The 26,230-nt window shown below is 64.5% G+C and carries 19 protein-coding genes; 12 read left to right on the forward strand and 7 right to left on the reverse strand.

Translation table 11 applies throughout. The features are described from left to right. Nucleotides 1–38 precede the first annotated feature (38 nt). The 3 genes from ISN75_RS11245 (at nucleotide 39) to ISN75_RS11255 (ending at nucleotide 2,120) form a co-directional block, all read left to right on the forward strand. Nucleotides 39–665 (forward strand): FMN-dependent NADH-azoreductase, encoded by a 627-nt coding sequence (locus tag ISN75_RS11245; RefSeq protein ID WP_423385160.1) that lies wholly within the window; start codon nucleotides 39–41, stop codon nucleotides 663–665. 10 nt (nucleotides 666–675) lie between these two features. Then, nucleotides 676–990 carry a YciI family protein gene (locus ISN75_RS11250; RefSeq protein WP_343822046.1) on the forward strand — a complete coding sequence of 105 codons (315 nt, stop codon included), beginning with the start codon at nucleotides 676–678 and terminating at the stop codon, nucleotides 988–990. A gap of 62 nt (nucleotides 991–1,052) precedes the next feature. Next, the gene (locus ISN75_RS11255) at nucleotides 1,053–2,120 is read left to right on the forward strand and encodes a sialidase family protein (RefSeq protein WP_423385171.1); all 1,068 of its coding nucleotides are present in this window, start codon (nucleotides 1,053–1,055) and stop codon (nucleotides 2,118–2,120) included. Between the two features lie 113 nt (nucleotides 2,121–2,233). Here the strand turns inward: ISN75_RS11255 and ISN75_RS11260 are convergent, their stop codons facing one another. Beyond that, nucleotides 2,234–4,483, reverse strand: a complete 2,250-nt coding sequence (locus tag ISN75_RS11260; protein ID WP_343822042.1) for an alpha-galactosidase D — start codon at nucleotides 4,481–4,483, stop codon at nucleotides 2,234–2,236. A 373-nt stretch (nucleotides 4,484–4,856) separates the two neighbouring features. Here ISN75_RS11260 and ISN75_RS11265 point away from each other — a divergent pair, with 373 nt between their 5' ends. Both ISN75_RS11265 and ISN75_RS11270 read left to right on the forward strand, forming a co-directional pair. After that, nucleotides 4,857–7,286: a glycosyl hydrolase family 95 catalytic domain-containing protein gene (locus ISN75_RS11265; RefSeq protein ID WP_343822040.1), complete on the forward strand. Its 2,430-nt coding sequence runs from the start codon at nucleotides 4,857–4,859 to the stop codon at nucleotides 7,284–7,286. Between the two features lie 260 nt (nucleotides 7,287–7,546). Then, nucleotides 7,547–10,426 carry a TonB-dependent receptor gene (locus tag ISN75_RS11270; protein WP_343822037.1) on the forward strand — a complete coding sequence of 960 codons (2,880 nt, stop codon included), beginning with the start codon at nucleotides 7,547–7,549 and terminating at the stop codon, nucleotides 10,424–10,426. A gap of 77 nt (nucleotides 10,427–10,503) precedes the next feature. On the opposite strand, the gene ISN75_RS11275 is transcribed toward ISN75_RS11270, so the two are convergent. Both ISN75_RS11275 and ISN75_RS11280 read right to left on the reverse strand, forming a co-directional pair. After that, nucleotides 10,504–11,280: a FadR/GntR family transcriptional regulator gene (locus ISN75_RS11275; protein ID WP_343822034.1), complete on the reverse strand. Its 777-nt coding sequence runs from the start codon at nucleotides 11,278–11,280 to the stop codon at nucleotides 10,504–10,506. 90 nt (nucleotides 11,281–11,370) lie between these two features. Further along, nucleotides 11,371–12,129 carry a FadR/GntR family transcriptional regulator gene (locus ISN75_RS11280; RefSeq protein WP_167258190.1) on the reverse strand — a complete coding sequence of 253 codons (759 nt, stop codon included), beginning with the start codon at nucleotides 12,127–12,129 and terminating at the stop codon, nucleotides 11,371–11,373. Nucleotides 12,130–12,277: 148 nt separating this feature from the next. On the opposite strand from ISN75_RS11280, the gene ISN75_RS11285 reads away from it, so the two are divergent. Continuing rightward, nucleotides 12,278–13,195, forward strand: a complete 918-nt coding sequence (locus ISN75_RS11285; RefSeq protein ID WP_343822029.1) for an aldose 1-epimerase — start codon at nucleotides 12,278–12,280, stop codon at nucleotides 13,193–13,195. An 11-nt stretch (nucleotides 13,196–13,206) separates the two neighbouring features. Beyond that, complete coding sequence (locus ISN75_RS11290) at nucleotides 13,207–14,019, forward strand: SDR family oxidoreductase (RefSeq protein WP_343822027.1); 813 nt, start codon at nucleotides 13,207–13,209, stop codon at nucleotides 14,017–14,019. A gap of 12 nt (nucleotides 14,020–14,031) precedes the next feature. Here ISN75_RS11290 and ISN75_RS11295 read toward each other — a convergent pair whose 3' ends face one another. Then, nucleotides 14,032–15,465, reverse strand: a complete 1,434-nt coding sequence (locus ISN75_RS11295; RefSeq protein WP_343822024.1) for a sugar porter family MFS transporter — start codon at nucleotides 15,463–15,465, stop codon at nucleotides 14,032–14,034. 156 nt (nucleotides 15,466–15,621) lie between these two features. On the opposite strand from ISN75_RS11295, the gene ISN75_RS11300 reads away from it, so the two are divergent. Then, on the forward strand, nucleotides 15,622–17,865 hold the full coding sequence (locus ISN75_RS11300) for an alpha-galactosidase (protein ID WP_343822022.1): 2,244 nt from the start codon (nucleotides 15,622–15,624) through the stop codon (nucleotides 17,863–17,865). A 72-nt stretch (nucleotides 17,866–17,937) separates the two neighbouring features. Here ISN75_RS11300 and ISN75_RS11305 read toward each other — a convergent pair whose 3' ends face one another. Further along, nucleotides 17,938–19,479 (reverse strand): discoidin domain-containing protein, encoded by a 1,542-nt coding sequence (locus ISN75_RS11305; protein ID WP_343822019.1) that lies wholly within the window; start codon nucleotides 19,477–19,479, stop codon nucleotides 17,938–17,940. A 411-nt stretch (nucleotides 19,480–19,890) separates the two neighbouring features. On the opposite strand from ISN75_RS11305, the gene ISN75_RS11310 reads away from it, so the two are divergent. Continuing rightward, complete coding sequence (locus ISN75_RS11310; protein WP_343822016.1) at nucleotides 19,891–20,706, forward strand: nuclear transport factor 2 family protein; 816 nt, start codon at nucleotides 19,891–19,893, stop codon at nucleotides 20,704–20,706. Between the two features lie 51 nt (nucleotides 20,707–20,757). Here ISN75_RS11310 and ISN75_RS11315 read toward each other — a convergent pair whose 3' ends face one another. After that, complete coding sequence (locus ISN75_RS11315; RefSeq protein ID WP_243868237.1) at nucleotides 20,758–21,306, reverse strand: hypothetical protein; 549 nt, start codon at nucleotides 21,304–21,306, stop codon at nucleotides 20,758–20,760. Between the two features lie 168 nt (nucleotides 21,307–21,474). On the opposite strand from ISN75_RS11315, the gene ISN75_RS11320 reads away from it, so the two are divergent. Further along, a complete protein-coding gene (locus ISN75_RS11320; RefSeq protein WP_343822014.1) occupies nucleotides 21,475–21,804 on the forward strand; it encodes a hypothetical protein in 330 nt (109 codons plus the stop codon). On the opposite strand, the gene ISN75_RS11325 is transcribed toward ISN75_RS11320, so the two are convergent. Continuing rightward, nucleotides 21,801–22,409 (reverse strand): CGNR zinc finger domain-containing protein, encoded by a 609-nt coding sequence (locus tag ISN75_RS11325; RefSeq protein ID WP_343822012.1) that lies wholly within the window; start codon nucleotides 22,407–22,409, stop codon nucleotides 21,801–21,803. The genes ISN75_RS11320 and ISN75_RS11325 overlap by 4 nt on opposite strands. Nucleotides 22,410–22,502: 93 nt before the next feature. Between ISN75_RS11325 and ISN75_RS11330 the strand changes: the two genes are divergently transcribed. Beyond that, nucleotides 22,503–23,825 carry a glycoside hydrolase family 2 gene (locus tag ISN75_RS11330; RefSeq protein ID WP_343822010.1) on the forward strand — a complete coding sequence of 441 codons (1,323 nt, stop codon included), beginning with the start codon at nucleotides 22,503–22,505 and terminating at the stop codon, nucleotides 23,823–23,825. A 219-nt stretch (nucleotides 23,826–24,044) separates the two neighbouring features. Next, nucleotides 24,045–25,835: an alkaline phosphatase family protein gene (locus ISN75_RS11335; protein WP_343822008.1), complete on the forward strand. Its 1,791-nt coding sequence runs from the start codon at nucleotides 24,045–24,047 to the stop codon at nucleotides 25,833–25,835. Nucleotides 25,836–26,230: the final 395 nt, after the last annotated feature.

Genomic DNA, 26,230 nt, shown 5'->3' on the forward strand with positions numbered 1-26,230 from the left:
GCCATTAGCTTTACGCCACACCTGAGCCGGAGAACGCCATGCAAGTACTTCATCTCGATTCGAGCATCCTGGGCGACGCATCCGCTTCGCGCACTCTCAGCGCCGCGCTGGTCGCGGCGATCCAGCGCCGGCATCCCTTGGCCCGCGTGGTCTACAGGGACCTGGTGGAGGAGCGCATCCCGCATCTGGATGGCGCCACGGCGGCGGGATTCCGTCCCTCCGGCATCGACCGCTTCGATGCCGCCACGCTCGCCGAGCACGCGCGCTCGGAAACGCTGGTGAGCGAATTCGTCGCCAGCGAGCTGATCGTCATCGGCGCGCCGATGTACAACTTTTCGGTGGCTACCCAGCTGAAAGCGTGGATCGATCGCGTGACACAGCCGGGCCGCACGTTCAAGTACACGGAGCATGGGCCCGTGGGACTCGCCAGCGGCAAGACGGTCCTGGTCGCCTCCACGCGCGGCGGCATGTATTCCGAAGGCCCCGCGGCCGCCATGGATTTCCAGGAGGCATACCTGCAGGCCATGTTCGGTTTCATGGGCGTCGGCGACGTGCGCATCGTGCGTGCCGAGCGCCTTACCAGGGGCGGCGAGATCCGCGCAGCCGCGCTGCAGGCCGCGCATGAAGCGATCGGCCTGACGTTCGATCCCGCCGCGGCCGCCTGAGGAGTCCACCATGCTTTATGTCGTCACACTTACTTATCTGCGTGCTCAGCAAGACATCCAGGCGCATCTCGGCACGCACCGGGATTGGCTGATCGAACACGCGCGGGCCGGGCGCATCATCGCGGCCGGTCCGCTGGAAACCGGCGATGGCGGAGCGATCCTGGCGCACTGCGAAAGCCGCAGCGAGCTGGACGATATGCTGGAGCGCGATTCGTTTCGCGTGCACGGGCTGGTTCGCACCGACGTGCTGTCGTTCCATGCCGCTTGTCGCGCCCAGGCATTTCCCGCGGCATGGGCCCCGGCGGCGAAAGCGCCGCAAGCGTGATGCGCTCCGGCCCGGGAGCATGCGAAACTCGATGTTCTGTGCATGCCCGAATCGAGCTACTGATGGAAAGCAAGCGCGTTGTACGAGCCGGCTTGGCCTTGACCTGCATCGTGGCCTTGCTGCTTGCGGGAGCTGCGCCGGCGGCATGCGCCGACGCGCCTGCAGCCATTCGCAAGATCGAATTCGCCGGGGCCGGCCAGGCGACGCCGCAAAGCCATGCGGCGACCATCGTGGAGACACCCGCCGGGCTGATCGCCGCATGGTTCGGCGGCAAGCAGGAGCGCGACCCGGGCGTAGGCATCTGGATGGCGCGGCAGCGAGCCGGGCGATGGTCCGCGCCGGCTGAAGTCGCCGATGGCGTGCAGGCGGATGGAACGCGCCTTCCAAGCTGGAATCCGGTGCTGTTCCGCAGCAGCACCGGCACGCTGATGCTGTTCTACAAGGTGGGTCCCGACCCGCAGCACTGGTGGGGCATGCTCAAGACTTCCCGCGACGACGGCGTCCATTGGTCGGCGCCACGCCGGCTTCCCGAAGGCGTGCTGGGGCCGATCAAGAACAAGCCGGTGCAACTGGCCGACGGCACCATCGTCAGCCCGTCCAGTACGGAGGGCGATCATTGGACTGTGCATTTCGAGCGCTCCACCGACGACGGCGCCACCTGGCGCATCGTCACGCCCCCGATGGGCACGCAACCCATCGAAGCGATCCAGCCGGCGCTGCTGGTGCATCGCGGCGGCGAGCTGCAGGCCATCGGGCGCAGCAAGCAGGACAGGATCTTCAGCACCCGGTCCCGCGACGGCGGCCGCAGCTGGTCGCCGATGCGCCTGCTGGACTTGCCCAATCCCAACTCGGGCATCGACGCGGTGGTTCTCGCCGACGGGCGCTCGCTGATTGTCTACAACCCCACCTTGCACGGCGCGCAGTGGTGGGATGGCCGCGGCCAGCTGTCGGTGGCGGTTTCCGATGACGGCGAGCGTTGGCGCAAGCTGCTCGACCTGGAAAACACGCCGGGCGCCGAGTTCTCCTATCCGGCGGTCATTCAAACCGCCGATGGGCTTGTTCATATCGTCTATACCTGGAAGCGGCAGCGGATCAGGCATGTCGTGATCGATCCGCGGAAACTCGATTGAGGCGGATTCATTCCGGCCCCGCCGGATAATCGAAGATGCGCCAGGCACACGCGGCGAGGGCCTGCGCCATAGCGCCTGCCCTCGCCCATGGTCATGCGGTCCGCGATCAGCGATCAGCGCGGGCACATGCGGCTCACCGCGGCATCCGATAAACCGGCGCCGATCAGCGGAGCCACCACGATGCGGTCGAGATCCGGACCGTAGCCGGTGGGATTGCCCAGCTGGATGGTGTTGGTTCCGGCCTTCAACGCCACCCGAAGCAGCGTCGGCCGCGGGTCGTCGAACGTGCTTCCATCCACGGTCAATGAAACCGGCGCGGCGTTATTGACCGTAACCGTCAGCCCGCGCGGCCCGTTGGTCGCATAATCGATTTCCAGCTGGTAATTCCCTGCCGCGGGAACGGTGACGTTCGAGAACGTCACCGTATTGGCCGGCCCATGGCCGACATTGCCGGCCTTGGACAAGCCCGACGCATAATTGCTGAAACCCGCGGTGACCGTTCCGCCCAGGCTGGCCTGCTCGGCTTCGTACGTGCTTGCCTGCGGCAGCACGGCGTCGCCGGATCCGCTGATGACGATACGGTCCAGGTCGGGCGCATAGCTGGTGGGGTTGCCGAACTGGATGCTGTTGTATCCCGCCTTCAGGCAAACCGGCAGCGTGGTGCTGGAGGGAATGGAAAAGCTGCCGCCACCGGAGTTGAGCGTCTGGTACGCGCCGCCGTTAACCGTGTACAGATAGGAGCGCAGGGCGAAGGTCATCGAATCGACCTGCATCAGGTAAATGCCTGCCTTGCGCACATAGACATTCTGGAACGTCACCGTGTTGTTCGTGCCCAGGCCCAGACCACCGACCTTTTTACCGTTGGAGCAGCCGGAACAATCGGCCACGGACGCACTGCCCGCGAGCGTGGCCGATGTGGCCGCGTAACTGGTGGAGGGCGTGGGCGGCGCATGGCCGACCCGCGCCGAGACTTTCAGCAACCGCACGCCATGTCCGTCCAGCACGGTGGAAAATGCGCCCGCGGGTGCGCCAAGCTCGGCCCTGGCCCACAGGTCGCGCACCTGCCGCACGCCATCGAGCCCGATTTGCCGCCACGGCAAGGTGACCACCGCCGGCGTCGCATTCATATTGAACAAAGCGACGTAATAGTTGCCATCGCCGAGATCGGAAATCCATACGGGCAGGTCGCCGCCGAGCACCTGCGTAGCCGGCTTGCCGGACTGGTCGACGGCGAGCACTTCATCCGCCGTGGCCAGCTGCTTGCCGAACGCATCGATCCGGGTCAGGTCGCCGCCGAGATAGATCGGCGCATTGGCCATGGCCCACAAGGTCATGGCAGAGCGCTTTTCGGCATGCGACAGGCCATCGAGTTCGCCATCGCCGATATCGAGCGAGTCCAGGTCGTTCCAGCCCAGCGCGGGGCCGCCCGCATGCTGCCAGCCGGGCAGATCGCGGAAGCGCTTGTAGATGCGCGACCAGTCCGTCAGCGTGGCGCAGCGGCTTTCGCACTCCACGTCGTCGTCGATGCGGCGCGCGTTGGAAAACTGCTGCCATACGCCGAGGTAATCCTGGTCGATTTCCCAGGAAACCGTCAGCCACATGGGGCGGCCGCTGTTCGCAATCGCCTTGGACCAGGCGGCGACATCGGCGCGGTTGTCGATATGCAGATCGTCGCTGTACGAGCCTGGCGTCACCGCATCGAGCTTGATGAAATCGACGCCCCACGAAGCGAACAGCGCAACCACGGAATCGATATAGGCCTGCGCGCCGGGCTTGGTGAAATCGATCTTGTAATGGTAAGGCGAGGTGCCGGGGCCGCCGAAGGCGTTGCCGGCGGTGTATGGCACCGTGAGGATGTCCTGGATGTGATGAGGCGTGCCGAGAATGGGAGCGTTGGCCGTGACCGCGGGCTCCTCGACACCGGGTATCCAGTAAATGCCGGCTTTCTGCCCGTTCTGGTGGATATGGTCGATCAGCGCCTTGATGTCGGGAAACAAGACGGGATCGGGAGTGGGCCTGCCGTTCGCATCGAAGCCGCCATGCCAGCCCGAATCCATATTGATGTAGTTGTAGCCGTGCGCCTGCAGCCCTGAGCTGAGCAATGCGTCGGATTGGATGACGACATTGGCCTGGGTAAGAAAATTGGGGTCGAGCGTCTGCTGGCTGAAACTGCTCCAGCCGAGATAGGGGCGCTGCGCCACGCCGTTGACTTGCGCGCCGACGCCGGCCGCCATGGCAAACATGCCCAATGCAATCGCACTGCGCGACCACAGCGACAGCAGGCCGCGTCCCTGCTGGCGATCTGCCGTTGTTGCCTGGCCGGATCGCGAATGCTTCGTACCGTTGGAGACAAAGGTATTCATGAACTGGCGACGCTCCCTTCATGGGTTGGAGGACAGCCGCGCCTGACGGGCAGGCGCAAGCCATGCCCGGGCGGACAGTTAGGTGTACTCATGGATAGAAGGCGCGCCGGCAGCTCGCCTTCCAGGCATGCCCTGCACTCTCTGGAGCCGATCAACAGCCAAGCACCACCGATGAGGGCTGACGGATGGCGGCGCCGTCATCGGTGCAAACGCTGAAACAAGCCGCAAAGCCCTGGATCCGGGCAATTGTCATATAATATAACCTATGCCCGCTTCGCCGCCGGCGTCAAGGGCGGATGATTGAAACACGGGCCGTCATCGCAAACCCGATGACGCGGGGACGGATGACCAGAGACATGGGACGCGATCACTCATGACCATCGAGCTCGATATCGATCCGCAGCATCCGGCCCCAGAGCAGGCGGCTCGCCGGCGTTTCCTGAAGATGAGCGGCACGATGGCCACGCTGCTGTCCCTATTGAGCGCGCCGGGCATGGCCACCGCGGTGAGTTCGGCGGGCAAGCCACGACGCATGCGCACGCCTTCGCTTCATGGCCCCACGCTGTGGTACGGCGCTCCCGCGTCCGAACAGAACGTCATTCAGGAGGGAACTCCGATCGGCAATGGACGCATGGGCGCGCTCGTCGGCGGCGACCCGGCACGGGACTTCCTGTACCTCACCGACAGCTCCATGTGGCTGGGCGGATCGAACGGCACGCTCGATGCGGAGGGGCAATTCCCCTACGAGGCGGAGAACTTCGGCAGCTTCACCATGCTGTCCAAGCTCGTTATCGAAGTGCGCGATCACGGACTGTCAGGCATTGGCGACTACCGGCGCGAACTGGATCTCGCCAATGGCTATCTGCGGATTTCGTACCGCAAGGACGGCATCCGCTATCTGCGCGAGATATTTGCCAGCCATCCGGACGACGTCATCGCCGTGCGCCTCTCGCAAAGCGGTGGCGGCACCTGGTCGGGCGCCATCCGTCTGCAGGGCACGCATGGTGAAGCCACGCAGTTGTCGCCGGAGAGGGCAAGCAGCCATTTCAGCGGCACGCTCCGCAACGGCCTGGCTTATGCCGCCAGCGTCAAAGCTATCGCCTCGTCCGGTTCATTATCGGCTGAAAACGGCGCCCTGCATTTTGCCGGCTGCGATGCGTTGACCATCCTGTATTGCGGAGGCACCAATTACACGCCGGATGCCGCGAAAGGCTATCTCGACAGCTCGATCGACTGCCTGGCGTGGGTGAGGCAGAACATCGAGGCGGCAGGTTCGCAGACGGCGGATGCTCTTCTGCACAGGCACATTGCCGACTATGCCGCCCTGTACGGCACCATGCAGGTCGACCTCGGCGCATCGACGCCAGCTCAGCGCGCATCGGACACCTGGACGCGGCTGCAGGCACGCGCGAAACCTGGCGCCGCTCCGGACCCCGAACTGGAAGCGGCGTACCTGCAATTCGGCCGCTATCTGACCATCGCAGGCTCGCGCGACCGCTTGCCCACCAGCCTGCAGGGGCTATGGCTGAGCGACAACGCGCCCGAATGGATGAGCGACTATCACAACGACATCAATATCCAGATGAACTACTGGCTGCCCGATCGCGCCGGCCTGCCCGGCTGCTTCGATGCGCTGGCGAACTATTGCCTGTCGCAGTACGAATCGTGGAGTGCGATAACCCGGCAGCACTTCAACGATCCGCGCAACGGCTTCCGCAATAGCTCGGGCAAGCTGGCCGGATGGACGGTGGCCATATCCACCAATATTTTCGGCGGTAACGGCTGGTGGTGGCATCCCGCCGGCAGCGCCTGGCTGTGCAACAGCCTGTGGCAGCACTATCAGTACACGCTGCGGCGAGATTATCTGGTCCGCATCTATCCCTTGCTCAAAGGCGCATGTGAGTTCTGGAAGGCACGCCTGCTCACCGTGCGCATCCCCGATCCCGCCACCGGGAAAGAGCGCGAGGTATTGATCGACGACTGCGACTGGTCGCCGGAGCATGGGCCAAAGGATGCGAAAGGCATCAGCTATGCCCAGGAACTGGTCTGGGATCTGTTCGCCAGCTATCGGGAAGCCGCCGCCATTCTCGACAGGGATGCGCGGTACAGCGCAGCGATCGGCGGCTTGCAGGCAAAGCTTTATCTGCCCGAGGTCAGCAGCGAGAATGGCTGGCTGGAAGAATGGATGTCGCCGCATAGTCTCGGCGAACCCGGGCATCGCCACCTTTCGCCGCTGGCCGGTTTCTTTCCTGGCGATCGCATCACCGTGGACGAGAGTCCGCCCGCCTTGATCGAGGGAGTGACCCGCCTGCTCGATGCGCGCGGCATGACCAGCTACGGCTGGGCCTGCGCCTGGCGCGCCATCTGCTGGGCGCGCCTGAAAGATGCCGAACGCGCTTATCAGCTGGTGATCGACAATCTGGCGCCCTGGCAGATCCGCGGGAACGGCACGGCGATGAACCTGTTCGACATCTACCAGCTGGCGCCGCACAAGAACATTTTTCAGATCGACGCGAATTTCGGCACGCCAACGGCGATGCTCGAAATGCTGCTGTATTCCCGCCCCGGCAGGATCGAGTTGCTGCCTGCCCTGCCCCGTGCATGGTCGGCAGCGGGCGAAGTCACCGGCATCGGTGCACGCCATGGATTCGTCGTGGACATGCGCTGGAAAGATGGCGCCGTCACTCACGCCACGGTGCGCAGCGTCGGGGGCACAAGGACGCAGCTGAAAATCGGCACGCGCGTCCGCGAGATTTCGCTGCGCGCCGGCGAGTCGATCAGCGTGACGCCGGATTCGCCTTGAACTCATCGCGCAAGCAATGCTGCATCGCAGCTTGATCTCGCGGCGCGCCTGCCGGAGAGTCGCCATAAATCTTATTGTAAGATAATAAGATTCTGGGGCCGGATTTTTACGCACGAAACCGATCGATCGATAACCGGTGTGCACGTCGCTGCCCCCGTTTTGAGCAATGCCGCGGTCATGGCGGCGCGCCCTGCATCACGCGCAATCAGGCTCGGCAAACCACTCGCTCCAGCAACTCATCTACTTATTGGGGATAGGGAATGCAGCGACACATCCTGACCAGCTCGATCCATCAAGCCTTGTTCGCCCTTTCCGGCATCGCCTGCCTGGCCACCGCATTCGCGGTTCATGCGCAAGACGCCGCACCTCCTGCCGGCACCGCGGCACCCGCACCGGCGCAGGCCCAGCAGGGCACGGATGCCGCCCCCGCGGACGGCAAGAAGAGCGTCACCCAGCTCGGCACGGTCAGCGTCACCGGCCAGCTAGCCGCGATCCGCCGCGCCCAGGCTATCAAGCAGGATGCGGTCAATGTCGTCGACTCCATCTCGGCGGAGGAAACCGGCAAGTTCCCCGATCCCAACGTGGCCGACGCGCTGCAGCGCGTGCCCGGCGTATCGGTCAATCGCAGCGGCGGCGAATCCAGCCAGATCGCCGTGCGCGGCTTCGGCCCCGAGTTCGTGGCCGTGACGATCAACAACCGCCCGATGGCCACCGCCTCTGGTTCGCGCGCCTTCAATTTCGACGTGCTGCCTTCGGAAATCATCAGCGTCGCCCAGGTCAACAAGACCTCGTCGGCGGATATTCCGGAGCTGGACATCGGCGGCGTGGTCAATATCCAGACCGCACGCCCGCTGGATTTCCACGGTTTCCATGGCGCCTGGAGCGCCGCTGGCGTCAACAGCAACCTGACCGGCGACTGGGAGGGCAAGACCACGCCCAAGGCGTCGGGCGTGTTCGGCTGGACCAATGCCGACCACACCTTCGGCTGGGTCGCCTCGGCCACGTACTACAAGCGCAAGGACACCCAGCTCAATACCCAGGCCAGCTCCTGGTACGTCAATCAGGACATCTCCACGTCGACCGGGGCCAACGACACCCACGTCGCGGTGCCGGAAACGCTGGCCAGCAACGTCATCGACGAAACGCGCACGCGCAAGGGCCTCAGCGGCGCCATCGACTGGAAGCCGATCGACCAGCTGACGGTGCAGTTCGACACGCTGTATTCCAGCTACAAGGTCGACCCGCTGGAGCACGAGTTCGGCGAATACGGCAATACCGGCGACATCAAGTCGATCACCACCGACGGCAACGGCACCGCGCTCAATTTCGTGCGCAACAGCTCCGGCCCGAACGTCATGGCGAACGACTACGTCATGTCGTACAACCCGAGCTACGAAAAGAGCACGCAGAACGGCCTCAATCTCGGTTTCGATTTTGACGAGTCGACCAAGCTCAGTCTCGATATCTCCAATTCCAAGGCCTGGAACAAGCAAAGCCCGAATGGCTACTTCCTGGTGATCGGCACCAAGAATTTCGGCACCAATCCGACCTGGACCAACAACGGCGACAGCCAGCCGCCGACGTATTCGAACATTCTTTCCACCACCAACATGGGCACCTTGAGCGCCCACTGCTGCAATGCGGGCGCCGGGAACAACGTCACCAACCAGGTCAATAACTACGAGCTCAAGCTGAGCAAGAGCTTCAAGGACGGCGTGCTCTCCCAGCTGGAGTTCGGCGGCCAGGTCACCAACAATTCGGTGAAGTCGATCAGCTGGGGCACGCCGAACGGCATCCTGTGCAATGCCTATTGCGGCTATGTCGTCAACGTTCCGGCCGATGCGGTGGGCGCTTATATCTATACGGCGCCCGACAAGATCCATGGCGTTTCCTCGCCGGGCATGCCGTCGCAGTGGATCCAGTACGACCCGCGCGCCTATCTGGCCTGGCTCGCCACGCCGGCGGCCTACAACCAGATCACCGACCCCGCCAAGCGCGCCGCGCTGCTGGCCGGCCTGGCCGCCAATGGCGGCACCTTCAATGCCGCCCCCAATCCGGGCAGCTACAACAAGGTGACCGAGAACGCGAAGTCGTTCTTCGCCAAGGCGGTGTTCGAAGGCTCGATGTGGGAGAAGCCCTGGGCGCTGGATGTCGGCGTGCGCTACCTCGACATCAATTCCACTTCGACGGCAGTCAACCAGCCGCCGATCAGCTATTACGTGGACCCGAACGACACCAGCAACGGCCAGGTCACCTACGGGCCGCTGGCGCCGCAGTCGGCCAAGGGCGGCTATCACAAGTGGCTGCCGTCGCTGAACTTCAAGCTCAGCCTGCTCGACAACCTGGTCTACCGCTTCTCCGCCTCCAAGACGCTGACCCCGCCTGAGCTCAGCAATCTTTACTACAACAAGAGCTTCGGCACGCGGCCGAACTCGCTGACCATCTCGCAAGGCAACCCGCAGCTCCAGCCCTACACCTCGCGCAACTTCGACATGGGCCTGGAGTGGTATATCGATGACGCCAGCTATATCGCGCTGGAAGGCTTCTACAAGAAGGTCAGCAACTTCAGCACGCTGGTGAGCACGCCGGTGCCGTACCTGACCAACCAGAATACGGGGCAGCCCTTTATCTGGTCGCTCACCCAGCCGATCAACCTGAATTCGTCGAACATCTATGGCGAAGAGCTCACCGTCAATTACCAGTTCACCCACGTATTGCCGGATCCGTTCGACGGCCTGGGCGTGGCTTTCAACTACACCCACGTTTCCAGCAGCACCTCGCTGAGTCCGGGTGTGATCGCGACCTCGGGCAGGTTCGCCGTGCCCGGCATCGGCAATTCGGCCAACTTCAGTACGTATTATGAAAAGGGCCCCGTGCAGGTGCGCCTGGCCTACAACTGGCGCGGCTCGTATCTGGAGAGCATCTCCTATGGTTCGGGCGCGCAGCCGGCGACCCGCACCTCGTATGGCCAGCTGGACCTGAGCGCGAGCTATGAGCTCAACAAGCATCTGTCGGTGTTCCTGTCGGGCACCAACCTGACCCATCAGCACCTTTACGACTACTCGGTCTATTCGAACCGGTTCCTCTATGCCGAAGCGGATGGCACGGTGTACACGGTGGGTGTGCGCGGCACGTTCTGACCTGCCGCTCCGAGTATCTGCACGACGAAAACGCCAGCGCGATGCTGGCGTTTTCTTTTATGGGTCTTGCCAGTGACTTATCGAGCGCGCTTCGCAGCGGCGCCAGGGTGCCTGCCGCGCGCCTTCTTCTGCGCGTCGACCTCGTGCGCAATCAGCGAGCCGGCCTCCGCGATGATGGCTTTCATCGCCGCGCTGGCGCGCGCTTCGTCGCGGTCCTTGATGGCGTCGAATACACGCCGGTGCGCCGGAATACTCGCCGTGTGCCCCTTGATGCGATTGGTGACGCGGATGGATATTTTCAGCGCCGTGGTAATCAACTCGTCCAGCTGCGCATAGAACGGATTGTCCGTCGCGTACAGCACGGCCACATGGAAGGCGACGTCGGCCTCCAGGTGGTCGTCCTTGCCCTGCCCCGCATCCACCATGCGCTGCAATCCCTGCTCGATGGCTTTCAAGGCAGCCGGCGTGGCATGCCTGGCCGCGAGCGCGGCAGCCTCCGGCTCCAGGCCCAGGCGCATCTCGGTGAAATGGCGCAGCAGATCGTGCGAAAACTTTTTCTCGAGCATCCAGCGCAGGACGTCCGGATCGAGCAGGCTCCAGCGCTCCGGCGGCTGCGCGGTAATGCCGCTGCGCGGCCTGGCCTGCAGCATGCCCTTGGCGGTGAGCATTTTCACGGCTTCGCGCGTGACGCTGCGGCTGGTCTGGAACAGCTGCGAGATTTCGGCTTCCGTGGGGAAGCTGCCGGCGTCGAATTTCCCGGCCACGATCGCCTGCCCCAATTGCTCCAGCACCTGCTCCGTCAGGGTAAGGCGGCGGCCGCGGCGCGAGCGATCGAACTTCGTGCTGATCTCCATGCCGGCGAGGCTAGCAACGCGAATAGCGCTTTACAATGAGGGCAATATGAAAACCCGGCCGCCGGGATCATCGGCCGCACGGCTCCTGCATCAGCCGCGGGCCGAACTGGCCTTCTGCATATTGGTGCGCGATTCCTCGACCATGGCCAGCATCGCGCGGCGGGCCGCATCGGGCTCGCTGCGGCGGATCGCATCCAGCACTTCGCCGTGCAGCGGCAGTGCGTCCTTGAAGTTCCTGGCGGTGCGCGCGGACAGCGCGAAGAACGTGGCGAGCGCGCTCTCGATCACCGAGAACAGCGACACCATCAGCTCGTTATTGGTGGCGCTCAGCACTGCCTCATGGAAGGCCAGGTCGGCATCCGTCCACTCATCCAGGTCGACGGCCGCTTCCATCGCCGCATAGGCTTGCTCGATGGACTGCAACTGCTCGTACGTGCGGTATTTCGCGGCGGCGGCAGCGGCCGACGGTTCGATCACCTCGCGCATATCGGCCAGCTTGCGCACGAAGTCCTCGGTCGGCATCAATTCGCAGCGCCAGGCCAGGATGTCGGCATCGAGCTGATGCCAGGCGCGCGCATCGCGCACGCGGGTGCCGACCTTGGGCCGCGATTCCACCAGCCCTTTCGCGGACAGAACTTTCATTCCCTCGCGCAGCGCGGTGCGGCTTACCCGCAGCTCTTCCGCCAGCAGTTCCTCGCGCGGCAGCAGCTCACCCGGTTTGATGCCGCCTTCGATAATGCGCCGGCCGAGTTCGTGGACTACATGGCCATACAGGCTGCGCGAGGAAGTAATGGAGGCCGAGGGGCGGCGCAGCGGGATCCGCGGGGACGGAGCGGAACGTTTGGTCATGGGGTGCGCCTCTGCGCGGCTGTCGAGCTAATTGTCACACAAGAAACTTTATCGCAAAGCCTCCAATGCGTGGAACTTGATTTAATAATCATACAAAATAACCAACGCACTGGCGACTTACACGCCAGCCGCCGCATAGAGACACGACATGATCGAATTGAACGGCACGGCGCTGGCGGCAGGTATCTGCCCATCGTTCGGCGGCGGCATGGCTTATCTGGACGCATGCATGGCCGGCAGCAGGATTCCGCTGCTGCGCCCGCTGCGGCCGCCCACCATGCCGGCGACGCCGTTCGAGCCGAACCGCCTGGCCTGCTATCCACTGGTGCCGTGGAGCAACCGCATCGATCACGGCGGTTTCGAGATGGAAGGCGTGCGCATCGCGCTGCCGCGGAATCGCGATGACGACGCCTGGCCGATCCATGGCACCGGCTGGCAGCGCGCGTGGCGGATCGAACGGCAGACGCCGGAAGACATGCTGCTTGCACTGGAAGACGCGACACCAGGCGCCTATGCCTACGAAGCGCAGCAGCGCTATACGCTGCGCGGCGACACTCTCCGCGTGGCGCTGGCCGTGCGCAACACCGGCGGGGCGGCATTGCCGTTCGGACTGGGTCTGCATCCGTTCTTCCTGCATCACGGCGACGTGCGCCTGCGCGCCGCGGCGACTCAGGTCTGGCTCAACGATGGCCATTCGCCCATCCCGACCGAACGCGCGGCGGTGCCGCCCGCCTGGGATTTCCGCGACAGCCGCGAGTTGCCGCCAGCGGAACTCAACCACTGCTTCGTCGGCTGGGATGGCGATGGGACAATCGAATGGCCAGGGCTGGGCCTGGCGCTGGACATCGCTGCCGACGTGGATGCCTTCATTCTCTACACGCCGGCAGCTGCCGGCTTCTTTTGTTTCGAGCCGGTAGACCATGCCATCGACGCCGTGCATCGCCCGGGTGGCGCATTCGCCAACGGCATGACACGGTTGGCGCCAGGCGAACGGCTGGCTCGGCATTTCGCCTTCCGCGTGCGCCCGCTGGCCGCCGCTGCCACGCCGTTCCCCTTGATGCCATGAGGCCGCCATCCATGAACGCCACCGCCCACGATTTCACCGCGACCGGCGTGCCGCGCCTGCACGGCAAGCGTGCCCTGATCACCGGCGCGGGCAGCGGCATCGGCAGCGCCATTGCCGAGCTGTTCGCGCGCGAAGGCGCGGATCTCGCCCTGCTGGACCTCACCGCCGCCCCCGCCCGGGCGGTTGGCGAGCAGTTGGCGCAGGCCACCGGGCGCCACGTGATCGCGGTGGGCGCGGACGTCGCTTCATCAGAACAAGTGGACGCCGCGTTCGCCCGGGCGCTCGACGCCTTGGGCGGACTGGACATCCTGATCAACTGCGCCGGCGTGAATGTCTTCGGCGATCCTTTGCACACCACCGAACAGGACTGGCGCCGCTGCCTCGATACCAACCTCGCGGGTGCGTGGCACTGCATTCGCGCGGCACTGCCGTCGATGCTCGCAGCAGGCTATGGACACATCGTCAATATCGCTTCCGTTCACGGACACAAGATCATCCCTGGCGCCTTCCCCTACCCCGTCGCCAAGCACGGCTTGATCGGGCTGACCCGTTCACTGGGCATCGAGTACGCCGCGCGCGGCATCCGCGTGAACTCGATTTCGCCGGGCCTGATCATGACGCCCGCGGCCGAGCGCTATTTCCAGTCCTGCGCCTATCCGGAAGCGGAGCGCCGCCGCCAGGCCGAACTGCTGCCGTGCAAGCGCATCGGCCGGCCGGAGGAGGTCGCGTACGCGGCGCTGTTCCTTGCCGGCGACGAAGCCCGCTTCATCAACGCCACCGACCTGCTGATCGATGGCGGACGCAGCCAGATCTATCACGACTGAGCGTGCACCCGCTCAATCGCCGCGCCCCGTCAATCGCGCCTCCATCGCCTCCAGCGCCACGCCGGAGGTTTCCGGCACGCGCCGCAGAATAAATACGAAGCCGGCCGCGCAGATCAGCCCATAGGTCCAGAAACTGCCCGCGGCCCCAAGGCGCGCATTGAGCCAGGGAAAGGTGTAGGTCAGCACGAAACAGGCCGTCCACAGCGAGAACACGCCCAGCGAGACGGCTTGTGCGCGGATGCGGTCCGGGAAGATCTCAGCCAGCAGGACCCAGGTCACCGGCGCCAGCGTGGTCGCGTACACCGCGATCGCCGCGAGCACGAGCAGCAGCACCGGCAAGCCCATCACATGCGCGGCGTAGGTGCCGCCGATCAGCGCGTAGATCACCGCCAGCGCGCCCGCGCCAACCAGCATCAGCCGGCGGCGTCCCCAACTGTCGACCAGCTGCAAGGCAAGCACGGTGAACACCAGGTTCACCGCGCCGGTAGCGACGATGGATTTCAGCGCATCGTTCACGTCGAAGCCGGCCGACGCGAAAATATCCTGCGCATAGTTGAAGATCACATTGATGCCGCACCATTGCTGGAACACCGCCAGCACCACGCCGATCACCAGGATCGGCCGCAGTTCCGGCGCCCACAGCGAGGCACGGCCGCCACCCACCTTGCGATGATCGTGTGCCGCGCGAATCGCAGCCAGCACGTCGCGTGCGTAATCCGCACCACCGATGCGCTCCAGCACCGATGCGGCCTGCGCGTCGCGGCCGCGGCGGCTCAGCCAGCGCGGCGATTCGGGGATGGTCAGCGCGAGCAGCAGGAACAGCACCGCGGGCACGCCGCCGGACAGGAACATCCAGCGCCAGCCGTGCTGCACGTTCCACGACTGCAGCAGCGCCGCGGCATCCATCTGCGGCGGTACCGGGCGCGCGATCCACAGATTCACCATCTGCGCGAGCAGCACGCCGATCACGATGGTCAGCTGATTGACCGCCACCAGGCGGCCGCGGCTCGCCGCCGGACTCACTTCGGCGATGTACATCGGCGACAGCCCCGAGGCCAGGCCGATGCCCATGCCGCCGACGATGCGGAACGCTGCGAACGCGAATGCACTGTTCGCCATGGCGGCGCCGATCGCGCTGGCCACGAACAGGATCGAGGCCACGATCAAGGCAGGACGCCGGCCATGGCGGTCGGCCAGCATGCCCGCGCACATCGCGCCGGCAATGCAGCCGACCAGGGCCGAACTCATCAGCCATCCCGACATCGCCGGATCGTGCACGCCGAAGTAAGCCTCGTAGAACGGCTTGGCGCCACCGATCACCACCCAGTCGTAGCCGAACAGCAGGCCGCCGAGCGCCGCCACCAGGCAGATCAGCCACAGATAGCGGGTGGGTGCGGCGATGGCGTGCTCGGGCTGCGCTCCCGGCGTCGAGAAATCACTATGCATGAGGCATCGCTTCCGCGGATGAGGCGCGCGGTAAATTGTCATACAAGTAGACGGGATGCAAATGCACTCCAGGGCTTGCGTGCTGCGGAGTGCCTTGAGAATTATCATACAATATGCTTGCATCCCGCTTCGGCTCGAATCGGGGAACGGCGGGTGATGCGATATTCCATGTGCAAGGCGTACAGCGTGGCGCTGGTGCTGGGTTTGCTGTTGGGCGCAGCCGCACCCGCTGCGGCAAAGGCGGCAAACACCGCGCCGACGATCCGTTACGACGCCCCACATAAGCTGTTCCGCATTGACGCGGCACAAGTCACCTACGCCTTCGGCGTCGACCCCGACGGCATGCTGCAGACGGTCTACTGGGGCTCGCGGCTCGCCGCCAACGATCCACTGGGTCCGGCCCGCGTTTCTCCTGGCCATGCTTCGTTCGATTCACCCGGCAGCACCTCGCCGCAGGAATACGCCGGCTGGGGCGGACGCATCACCATCCAGCCGGATCTCAAGGCGCATTTCGCCGATGGCAACCGCGACCTGGTGCTGCACTACGCCAGCCATCGCATCGATGGCGACGCACTGGAAGTGGAGTTGCGCGATATCCGCCTCGACGTATCGGTGACACTGCGCTACACCGCCGATCCAGCCACGGGCATCATCGGCCGCTCCGCACGCATCGAGAACCATACCGCGCAAGCCATGACCGTCGACGAGGCATCGGCAGCAAGCTGGAACCTGCCCGCCGGCGACAACTATTCGCTCCGCTACCTCACCGGCGCCTGGGCGCGCGAGTGGCGCCTGCAGACCCGCGCGATCGTGCCGGGCGCCATCGAGATCGGCAGCCGCCGCGGCAGCACCGGCGACCAGAACAACCCGTGGTTCGCCATCGAGCGCGGCGGGCAGTGGAACGAAGAGCATGGCGAGGTATGGTTCGGCGCCCTCGGCTGGAGCGGCTCCTGGCGCATGCGCATCGACCAGGACGTGCTGCACCAGGTGCGTATCACCGGCGGCTTCAATCCGTTCGACTTCGCTTATCGGCTGGCGCCCGGGCAATCACTGCAGACGCCGGTGTTCTACGCCGGCTATACGGCCGGCGGTATCGGCGAAGCGTCGCGGCTCATGCACCGCTTCGAGATCGATTCGGTACTGCCCGCACGCGCCGACACCAAGCTGCGGCCGGTGCTTTACAACTCCTGGGAAGCCACCGAGTTCAAGGTCGACGAAGCCGGCCAGGAAAAACTGGCCGAGGCTGCGGCCAAACTCGGCGTGGAACGCTTCGTGATCGACGACGGCTGGTTCGGCGCGCGCAACAGCGATCATGCCGGCCTGGGCGACTGGACCGTCAACCGCGACAAGTTTCCGCATGGCCTCACGCCGCTGATCGGCAAGGTGCACGGCCTGGGCATGAGCTTCGGCCTGTGGGTGGAGCCGGAGATGATCAACCCCGACAGCGATCTGTATCGCGCGCATCCGGACTGGGCCCTGCATTTCGACGGCCGCCCGCGCAGCGAAGGCCGCAACCAGCTCGTGCTCAACCTGGCGCGCAAGGACGTGGCCGACTACGTCTACGGCGTGCTCGATCGCCTGCTGTCGGAAAACGACATCCAGTTCCTCAAATGGGATTACAACCGCAACTGGACCGAGCCGGGCTGGCCGGAAGTGGCGCCCGAGGAACAGCAGAAGGTCTATGTCGCCTTCGTCGACAACCTGTACGACATCATCCGCCGCCTGCGCGCGCGGCACCCCGGCGTGGAAATCGAATCCTGCTCCGGCGGCGGTGCGCGCGTGGACCTGGGCATCATGGGCCTGACCGACGAGGTGTGGCCGTCGGACAACACCGACCCATCCGACCGCCTGTCGATCCAGGACGGGTTTACCTACGCCTATGCACCCGGCGTGATGATGGCCTGGGTCACCGGCTCGCCGAATTGGGTGAACCAGCGCAACAGCTCGCTGGACTTCCGCTTCCTGTCATCGATGCAGGGCGGATTGGGCATCGGCGCGAATATCCTCGAATGGACGCCGGAAGAAAACGCCACCGCGCAGCGCTACGTGGCCGAATACAAGCGTATCCGCGCCACCGTGCAGCGCGGCCTGCTGTACCGCCTGCTGTCGCCGCGCGACGACTCGCCGCGCTCGGCCACTGCGTCGGTGGCGGCCGACGGCCGCCAAGCCGTGCTGTTCGCATTCCAGCGGCAAGGCCATGAAGCGGAGGCCTACCCTGCCCTGCGCCTGCGCGGGCTGGATCCGAAGGCGCGCTATCGCTATCGCCTGATCCACGGCGAAACCGTGGAAGGCACGCCGGCCGAAGCCAGCGGCGCGTATTGGATGAACCAGGGTATCGAGCTGAAAATCCGCGGCGATCTGCAAGCGGCGGGCGTGGTGTTCGAACGCGTGGGAGCTTGATGGCCGGAAGCAGGCTGGCCCTGCACTCAGCGCGCCGGCCCGCATCGCACGGGCCGGCGCTTATTCAGCGGATCAATGCTCGATCAGGCTGAGGCTGGTGCGGTAATACGAATCGCTGGTGTATGGCGACTTGCGCCCGATCCCCAGCGACACCGACACATTCTGTCCCGCCGTCAGATTGCTTAGCGGGAAATAATGCGTGGCGATAATCCCGCCCGGGCACCAGTTGCGCGGATTGCTGCTGGTGTTGTTCTGGAAGATGCCCGGATTGCCATCGGGGCTGTACTGCGCCAGATCCGAGCAGTTCACCGCGGTATTGAGGCTGCCGACCTGGGTGCCGTTGACGGAAACGGTGACCGTGGTGTTCGAGTATTCCTCGCCGCCGCTGGACGAGCCGTAAGCGCCGATCACCAGGGCCACGTCGCCGCTCTTGTGCGCGACGCTCTGCGTGGTGGTGCTGGCATTGACCTGGTTCGTGGTCTGGTTGGAGCCGGACAGCATGGTGTCGATATGGCGGTCCAGCACCGTCTGCACCTGCGACGACACCAGGTCCAGCGAATAGGTGAAGCCCACCGCCTTGAAATCCGTGCTCAGCCCGCTATGCGAATCGCAGGGGTCGCCGCCATACGGATTGGAGCCGCTGCCGATGCCCACCCAGATATCGCGGTCCGGATCCGACATGGCGTCGGCATACGAAGACAGGTCGCCATCGTTATAGACATAGGTGGCCTTGGTGCCGCGCCAGTAATCGCTGAAGGGCGTGATGAAATCCTGCAGGGTGATCCGCGGCGTGGTGGCGACCGGCGCCTGGCCCTTGGGCATGCTGATATAGAACACGGTGCCGATGCGGTCGTAGTTGTCGCACTGCGCGTGATAGGTCACCCGCGCGCGCAGGTCGTCGCCGATCAGTGCCTTCTCCGTATCGCTCAGCTTGCGCGCGAATTCGGTGCCGCGGTTCCACATCAATACGCCGGATGGCGGCGTATAGCCGGCCGGGTCGGTGCTGGTGTAGATGCCGTACATCGGAATGCGATCGAACACCGCGATCGATCCGCCCGGTTGCGCGCCATTGCCGTTGACCTGGAATTCGTAGATGCGCGCGGCCGTATCGGTGGTCTGCGTCGGCGTGGTGATATTGAGCCTGGCGTAGCGCGCGGTGGACGGCGTGATCGTATGCGTACTGGTATTGGCGGTGTTGTTGCTCACCGTGACCACAGTGAACCAGTTCTGGCCATCCTGCGACAGCTGGATATTGAAGGCCTTGGTGTTGTAAGTACTCGATTCGCCGCCGGCCCCCGCATGGGCGATGGTGAAGCTGTCGACGGTAACCAGCGCACCCAGGTCCACCTGCAGCCAGCGGCTGGAGGCCTGCGTGCAGAACTTGTCGTAGTTGCCGAGGTTGGTGCTGCCGTTCACCGCGCGCTGCGGACCTTCGGTACTGCCGCACGGAGTCGAGCCCGTGGCCAGATGATTGAGCGCGAGATTGACGTCGGCCGCTGAGGCCGAGGATGCGGACGATACCCAGAGCATGGCGGCGGCTACCGCCAGCAGGCTATAGCGATATGGCAGGCGCCGGTGCGTGGCGCTTTGCTTGGAGCGACGGACTTCAGGCATGCGATTGACGACCATCTCGTTTTCCCTCGATGCGGGTGCCGACAGCGCGGCACGATCATTCCCCTGAGCTGCGCCCGCTCCGCGGGCGACCTGACGACATGCAATCAAGAGCTGCGCCGATCACGCCCGCGTGGGCGTGACCGGTCATGCGTACCGCTACTTTTTTTTCCCTGCCGGGCCGCCGATGGGCGAAGCCGCTGGCGCCGTGGATGTTCACTCGCGAACGGATAGTTCATATTTACTTGGATCGAGGCAAGTTGCGCTGCGATAGGAGAATTTCCTATTTGTCGGACGATGTGAGGCACGTGCCGCCGCGGCCACAAAATTTGTTTGGCCATCCGCGAAAAAGATTCGACTTACCCGCGCGCCGTGGCGAATGCAGACTGCCCCGCATTGCCACGGAGCCTCTTCATGCAGTCCCTTGTCTCGCTTTTTATCTGGGCGGCAGTCGCCAGCTCTTCCGCCGCTGCGGTTTCGAATCCATCCGCTGATGAAGCCGCGATCCGCGGCGCCGTCGACGATTATTTCCGCGCCAATGACCAGAGACGTCCGGATCTGCTTTATCAGGCGTTCCAACCCAGCCTGGTGATGTACAGCGTTAAGCCGGACGGCTCGTTGACCGGGCTGGATCTGGCGCGATGGGCGGCGAGGCTTGCCGAGGCTTCATCGGTGAAGCCCGCGCAGAAGCGCAGCATCGAATGGCTTGAAGTACATGGCGACGCCGCGAGCGCGGAAACGCTGAGCGTTTTTGAAGACCATCAGTTCCGCGATTTTCTATCCCTGCTCAAAGTGCAGGGCCGCTGGCGCATCGTGGGAAAGGTTTACGCGAGCGAGCCCGCCGGCACCGCCGCGACGGAAAATCCACCTGACGTCCAGGCCGTGCGTGCGCTGATCGAAGCCCAGTTCCAGGCCATGGATCGCCAGGACGGCCAGCGCCTCGCGCCGCTGTACGACCCTCGCGCACTGAGCTACTCCGTCACCCGCGGCGAGCTGGTCGCGGTGGCCATCGGCGAATGGGTGGGCCGCTTCGACGAAGCGGCGGCACGCAAGGAGTTTCCACAAGGCGTAGTGCGGACGATCGACCGTGTGGTCGTGCGCGGCCATGTGGCGTGGGCGCGATTCAGCCATCGCATGGGCAAGCGCGTGGTGGTGGACAACGCGCTCTTCGCCAGGGTGCATGGAAAATGGCAGGCGGTGAACCTGACCTACGTCGTAACCACGCAGTAATCCGGCGCTGAAGGCGCGCCATGCACAGGCATGGCGCGCCAACCATCAGGCTTACTTCTGATCGGCCCCGAACTTCGCGCTCACGCCGCCGTTGAACGGCGTCGGATCGCTGGTGACCAGGCAGTTGTAATCCTTGCCCTGATTGAGCACCAGGATCGAGGACTTCGCGCCCTTGAAGTCCGTGCCCATGGAGTACAGCACATAGGTATCGGGCAACGCCGTGGGACGGAACGCGCCGAACGCGTACTGCCCTTCGATGCCCAGCGGCGCCAGCTTGATGGTGAGCATCACCGGCTTGGTGGCCACCGGCGACGGCAGCATCGACGAAGCACTCATGATCAGCGACTGCGGGTCGACCGAGTAGCGCGTGGTGACGGTAATGCCCAGATAGCGGGAGTTGGGCGACGAGACCTGCTTGCGGCAGGCGGCGATATCTTCCGGCTTCGTATCGGTCTGTCCGTTCTGCAGGGTCGCGAAGACGTGCGTCAGCTTGACCTTGGCCGTGCCGGTGACCGGCGCCGCGAAAGCAGCACCCGCAGCAGCCAGCGACAGCGCGCCGCAAGCCAGCAGATAAGCGAGGCGATTATGTTTAATGCGCATATGGGCTATTTCCTTGTTGTTGAAATGCTGTTGTCGGCTCTATTTCGATGATATTCGAGCGAACGCAGGCCCAGTGCACCGACCGTCTCATTTGCCCGCCTGCCGGGTTTTGCGGAAAGCAGGTAGTCGCAGCCGATCGGACTTTTCTCCGATCGCCGCAAAAGCACGATGAAAACACGCCAGCGCAGAGCCAGAGTCAGGCCAGCCAATGGAAATGCCAGATGGGCGCCGGACGATCCGGCGGCCATGATGCAATGCAGAAAATGGCCGATCCTGGCCGATGAAAATAAGTTCCTGGATTCCCCGAAAAGCGGCGGCGACGCTATCACGCAAGTATGTGCAAATAGCGTGAATAATCGAGCGGGAGATAAAACCCCATCCCGAAATAATCGAATCGCGAAAAGCCTCTTATATGGTCGACCCGATAACCAGGGTGGCGTGCCGGTCAAAATCGCAAAACTTCCCGATACACCGGCGTGGCGAATCGCGCCCGGCTAGCTCCGGCGATACCGCCCCATCTTGAATTCCGTGCCGCAGGTTTCCATCGCACACCAGCGCCTGCGCTGGTTCTTGCTGGTATCGAAGAACAGCCAGCCACAGGTGGCGGTGTTATCGCAACGACGCAGCTGTGCCACCGACGGCCCGTTGAGCATATCCAAGGCATCCAGCGCGATCCGCTGCAGCGGCAGCAGCACGCCGCGGGCATCGCTGCGCCAATGCATCCTGCCATCGGCGCCGAGCACCTGATTGGCCCAGGCGCGATGCAGCCACCGGTCGACGCCCTGCACTGCCTCGTCCGCCGGCACCACGCCATCGATCCGCGCCGCCAGCAGCGCATGCAGGTGATCGCGCAGCGGCCGCAGCTTGCGCATCAAGGCAGCGCGCGGCCCGGCGCCCGCAGGCGCGGCGATGTTCTCTCCGGGGCGAATGGCGCCGGCACGCCGGCACCATTCGATAAAGCGCTCGGGATCGGCGATGTAATCCTCGGCCGGTACGGCGTAGCGGTCGTGGATGGTATTGACGAAGTCCAGGCACAGACGCCCTCCGTCCAGCCGGACGGTGGTGACCGGACGTGGTTGCGGAATGCTGTTTTCGATCGGCATGGAGCGCTGCTGTCTCTGGCGGCAAGAACTTGACGTTACCGTCAAAGTTAGTTTAGACAGTAGCCCGCCGTGGAATCAATCCGGAGAGTGCAGATGGGCAGCGCAACCGCGTCCAACGAGACCGCCACCGCTCGTGGAGCGTCCGGTGCGCTGCGCCGCAAGCTGGCGATCTGGATCGTCATGGCCAGCCTGCTCGCACTGATCGGCACCACGGCGGTCATCGCCATCGGCGGCCGGGCCGACCCTGCCGAGGTGCGCGCCGCCTCGCCATTGCTCGGCGGCCCATGGCGATTCCATCCGGGCGACGATCCCCGCTGGGCCGGTGCCGGCGTCGACGACAGCGCCTGGGAAACCATGGATCTCAGCGCGCCGGCAAGCAGCATCGATGGCGACGTCGGCCTGCCCAACTATGTGCGCGGCTGGATGGCGCACGGCCACCCCGGCTATCAAGGCTATGCCTGGTATCGGCGCACGGTGGCGGTGCCGGCGGGCGATCGCGCCTGGGATATCGTCGGCCCCACTCTCGTCGAGGATGGCTACGAGCTGTACTGGAACGGCAAGCTGCTGGGCGGATCGGGACGGATCGGCGCATCGCCCAGGGTGGTCGGCACACGGCCGCTGATCTTCGCGCTACCCGCCGACGCCGCCGGCACCCGGGGCGTGCTCGCCATCCGCACCTTCATGCAACCGGGCAACGACGCCAGCGCCGAAAGCGGCGGCATCCACGTCGCGCCGACGCTGGCGCCGCGTCCCGAGAGCTACGCGCTGTACCGTGCGGAATGGTGGCGCAGCATTGCCGGCTACATCGTCGAAGCGGTCGAACCGCTGGCGATGTTCGCGCTGATCGGTCTGGCGCTAGCGATCCGCAAGCGCAGCAGCCATCCGGCTTTCATCGTATTCGCCTGCATCGCGCTCGCGCTTTCCGGAGTGAAGCGCCTCGACAACGCGATCGTCTCGTGGACCGACCTGATGAGCCTGCCCACTTACGCATGGCTGTCCAAGGTGCTGTGGATGCCACTCAGCCTCGCCGCGTGGGCGCTGGCCTGGAACCGCTGGAACGCGCGCGCGTCGCGCGCCATCGATGGCGCGATCCTGCTGCTTACTCTCGTCGGCATCGCGGGCGCACTGATGAAAATCACCCCGATGACGCAGATCTTCCGGCTCGGCGTACTCGCCCTGTTCGCGGTGATCGCCGTGCGCATGATCCGCCATGGTCCCATGCGCAGCCTGGCCATCGCCACGCTCGCCGCCATCCTCGTCTCGCAATACGCCGGCGAACTGGGCTCGCTCGGCCTGCCCACCATCTGGTTCCCGTTCGGCATCGGTGTGACGCTGACGCAATACGTCTATGCCATCGCCATACCGCTGCTGGCCGTACTGATCGTATGGACCACGCCATCGACCAAGGCACGATGAGCCAGGCCATGCGGCCACGCCATCGCCACCATTTCTTGCGAATGGCGCCTCCCATCGCTTGAAGGCGCTTCACCCGCCGATCACGCCCCAACTCACGTCCGCGCGCTTTGCCGCGTACTGAAAAGGTTTCATTCGCGCGCTGTCACGCCGCTGTTGCTGGAAAGTCACCAGGCGCCGCCAACCTGCGCTGCTTTTCATCCAACAACCAGGAGTAGATCCATGCGTGGACGACGTGTTCTGGCGAAATTACCTGCGGCGACGGCGCTATTCGCGCTGGCGGCCAACCCCGCCTTCGCCGCCACCAGCGGCAACCTGATCGTGGGCGGTGACGGCGAGGCGGGCACCTGCACCACCGATTGGTCGGCGGTCACCACGGTGCCGGGTTGGACGGTGACCCAGGGCAATCCATCCGTGGCCTGCTACAGCATCGGCAGCTTCAGCACGCCGGCTGGCGCAACGCCGGGGCGTGCCTTTATCGCGGATGGCCCGTATGGCGACTCGGCGTTGCGCCAGGTGGTGGACGTGTCGTCGGCGGCTGCGGCGATCGATGGCGGCGGCGTGAGTTTCAATCTGTCGGGTTGGCTTGGCGGCTACGGCGCCTATAACGGCCAGGCCGTGCTGACGGCCAGCTTTCTCGATGCCGCGGGCAAGCCGCTGGGCAATCCGGCGCAGTTGTCCGGCGTGAACGCCTCGGCACGCGGCAGCCAGAGCGGATTTCTTGCGCGAGCCGCCACCGGCGCCGTGCCGGCCGGCACGCGTTCGGTCGCGGTGCTGCTGCAGTTCACCGACACCTCGGCCTCCTACAACATCGGCTATGCGGACAATCTCTCGCTGACCTTGTCCACACCGGTCAATGCACCTTCGCTGCGACCGCCTTCGTCCAACGTGCCGGCCTTCGACCATGTCTTCGTGATCATGATGGAGAACACCGACTACGCGCAGGTGATCGGCGACACCACGAACGCGCCCTACATCAACAGCCTCGCCAACCAGGGCGTACTGCTGGTCAACCACAGCGGCGTCTATCACCCCAGCGACGAGAACTACCTGGCCATCGCCGGCGGCGACACCTTCGTCAAGGGCGCCATCTACTACCCCAACATCCACGTGACGGCGCCCAGCATCGCCGACGAAATCGAGGCCAAGGGCAAGACCTGGAAAGCCTACGAGCAAGGCATGGGCACGCCCTGCAACACCAGCAACAACAACGACAGCTACTACGAGCCGGACGACGCGCCGTTCATCAACTTCAGCAATATCGCCTCCGATCCCACGCGCTGCGCCGCCCATCTGGTGGACACGAACCAGCTGAGCGCCGACCTGCAGTCCGCCGCCACCACGCCCAACTTTGCCTGGATCGCCGCGGACGATTACTACGACGGCGAAGCGTCGGGCAACGGTTCCGCCACCAGCCTGAAGACACAGGACGGCTGGTTGAAGCAGACCCTGCAGCCGATCTTCAACTCGCCGGCGTGGACGACGCAGCGTTCGCTGGTGGTGCTGACCTGGGACGAGTCGGCATCGAGCAGCGGCAACCATATCGCCACCGTGCTGCTCGGTTCGCAGGGCCTGGTACGTGCGGGCAAGACCAGTAACGCCAGCTACAACCACTACAGCATCGGGCGCACGATCGAAGCGGCATTAGGCCTCGGTGCGCTGACGGCCAACGACCAGTATGGGCAGCCGATCAACGACGCCTTCGTCGCGACTTCCGGTACGGGCGCTGCGTCGTTGTCGACGACCATGCCGTCGATAAGCAAGGGCCAGTTCATCGCCTTCGCCTTCGACACGCCGTTCGCCCAGGTCAGCGCGAAGAACTGGATCGGCATCTATCCGCAGGGCGGCAGCCCGGGGCATGGCTCGTCCACCAGTTGGCAGTACACGCCGGCAGCGAGCGGTACGGCTACGTTCGATACCTCGGGACTGGCGCCGGGCAATTACACGGCGTGGTATTGCAATAACGATGGCTATACGGTGATCGCGGGGCCGGTGTCCTTTACCGTGCACTGAGCGAATGGCAAGCTTTTTCCGTTTCGCATGTAGAAACCGGGAAGAACTTTGCGAAGTGGAAGCGCAACTTCGCAGGGTTCTTCCCGCTTGTTTTCGCCGCAGCTTTCTTTCTCTCGAAGCGTATTGCATCGATCCCGCGAATCCGCCTATAACGCGCTTCGCGCAGTCTTTTGTGGGACAAGTGCTACAACATTCGCGACAACGTTGAGCCCCTCTCCCACTGGGAGAGAGGGGTTGGGGTGAGGGTACGGGCGGAGCGCTAGGGTGATGTGCACCGCTCCGGCCGAACCCTCATCCGGCTGCCGCCACCTTCTCCCGGTGGGAGAAGGGCTGAGCCTTGGATGTTGTCTGCATGCACGCACATTCGATAGCGATCCATCTTTCAACACTGCCGC

This window comes from Dyella marensis (assembly GCF_049532885.1).
In the GTDB taxonomy this organism is placed as follows: domain Bacteria; phylum Pseudomonadota; class Gammaproteobacteria; order Xanthomonadales; family Rhodanobacteraceae; genus Dyella_D; species Dyella_D marensis.

Bases quoted from the DNA above. Each gene is read 5' to 3' on its own strand.
- ISN75_RS11245 (WP_423385160.1), top strand. From the start codon at position 39: ATGCAAGTACTTCATCTCGATTCGAGCATCCTGGGCGACGCATCCGCT.
- ISN75_RS11250 (WP_343822046.1), top strand. From the start codon at position 676: ATGCTTTATGTCGTCACACTTACTTATCTGCGTGCTCAGCAAGACATC.
- ISN75_RS11255 (WP_423385171.1), top strand. From the start codon at position 1,053: ATGGAAAGCAAGCGCGTTGTACGAGCCGGCTTGGCCTTGACCTGCATC.
- ISN75_RS11260 (WP_343822042.1), bottom strand. From the start codon at position 4,483: ATGAATACCTTTGTCTCCAACGGTACGAAGCATTCGCGATCCGGCCAG.
- ISN75_RS11265 (WP_343822040.1), top strand. From the start codon at position 4,857: ATGACCATCGAGCTCGATATCGATCCGCAGCATCCGGCCCCAGAGCAG.
- ISN75_RS11270 (WP_343822037.1), top strand. From the start codon at position 7,547: ATGCAGCGACACATCCTGACCAGCTCGATCCATCAAGCCTTGTTCGCC.
- ISN75_RS11275 (WP_343822034.1), bottom strand. From the start codon at position 11,280: ATGGAGATCAGCACGAAGTTCGATCGCTCGCGCCGCGGCCGCCGCCTT.
- ISN75_RS11280 (WP_167258190.1), bottom strand. From the start codon at position 12,129: ATGACCAAACGTTCCGCTCCGTCCCCGCGGATCCCGCTGCGCCGCCCC.
- ISN75_RS11285 (WP_343822029.1), top strand. From the start codon at position 12,278: ATGATCGAATTGAACGGCACGGCGCTGGCGGCAGGTATCTGCCCATCG.
- ISN75_RS11290 (WP_343822027.1), top strand. From the start codon at position 13,207: ATGAACGCCACCGCCCACGATTTCACCGCGACCGGCGTGCCGCGCCTG.
- ISN75_RS11295 (WP_343822024.1), bottom strand. From the start codon at position 15,465: ATGCATAGTGATTTCTCGACGCCGGGAGCGCAGCCCGAGCACGCCATC.
- ISN75_RS11300 (WP_343822022.1), top strand. From the start codon at position 15,622: ATGCGATATTCCATGTGCAAGGCGTACAGCGTGGCGCTGGTGCTGGGT.
- ISN75_RS11305 (WP_343822019.1), bottom strand. From the start codon at position 19,479: ATGCCTGAAGTCCGTCGCTCCAAGCAAAGCGCCACGCACCGGCGCCTG.
- ISN75_RS11310 (WP_343822016.1), top strand. From the start codon at position 19,891: ATGCAGTCCCTTGTCTCGCTTTTTATCTGGGCGGCAGTCGCCAGCTCT.
- ISN75_RS11315 (WP_243868237.1), bottom strand. From the start codon at position 21,306: ATGCGCATTAAACATAATCGCCTCGCTTATCTGCTGGCTTGCGGCGCG.
- ISN75_RS11320 (WP_343822014.1), top strand. From the start codon at position 21,475: ATGAAAACACGCCAGCGCAGAGCCAGAGTCAGGCCAGCCAATGGAAAT.
- ISN75_RS11325 (WP_343822012.1), bottom strand. From the start codon at position 22,409: ATGCCGATCGAAAACAGCATTCCGCAACCACGTCCGGTCACCACCGTC.
- ISN75_RS11330 (WP_343822010.1), top strand. From the start codon at position 22,503: ATGGGCAGCGCAACCGCGTCCAACGAGACCGCCACCGCTCGTGGAGCG.
- ISN75_RS11335 (WP_343822008.1), top strand. From the start codon at position 24,045: ATGCGTGGACGACGTGTTCTGGCGAAATTACCTGCGGCGACGGCGCTA.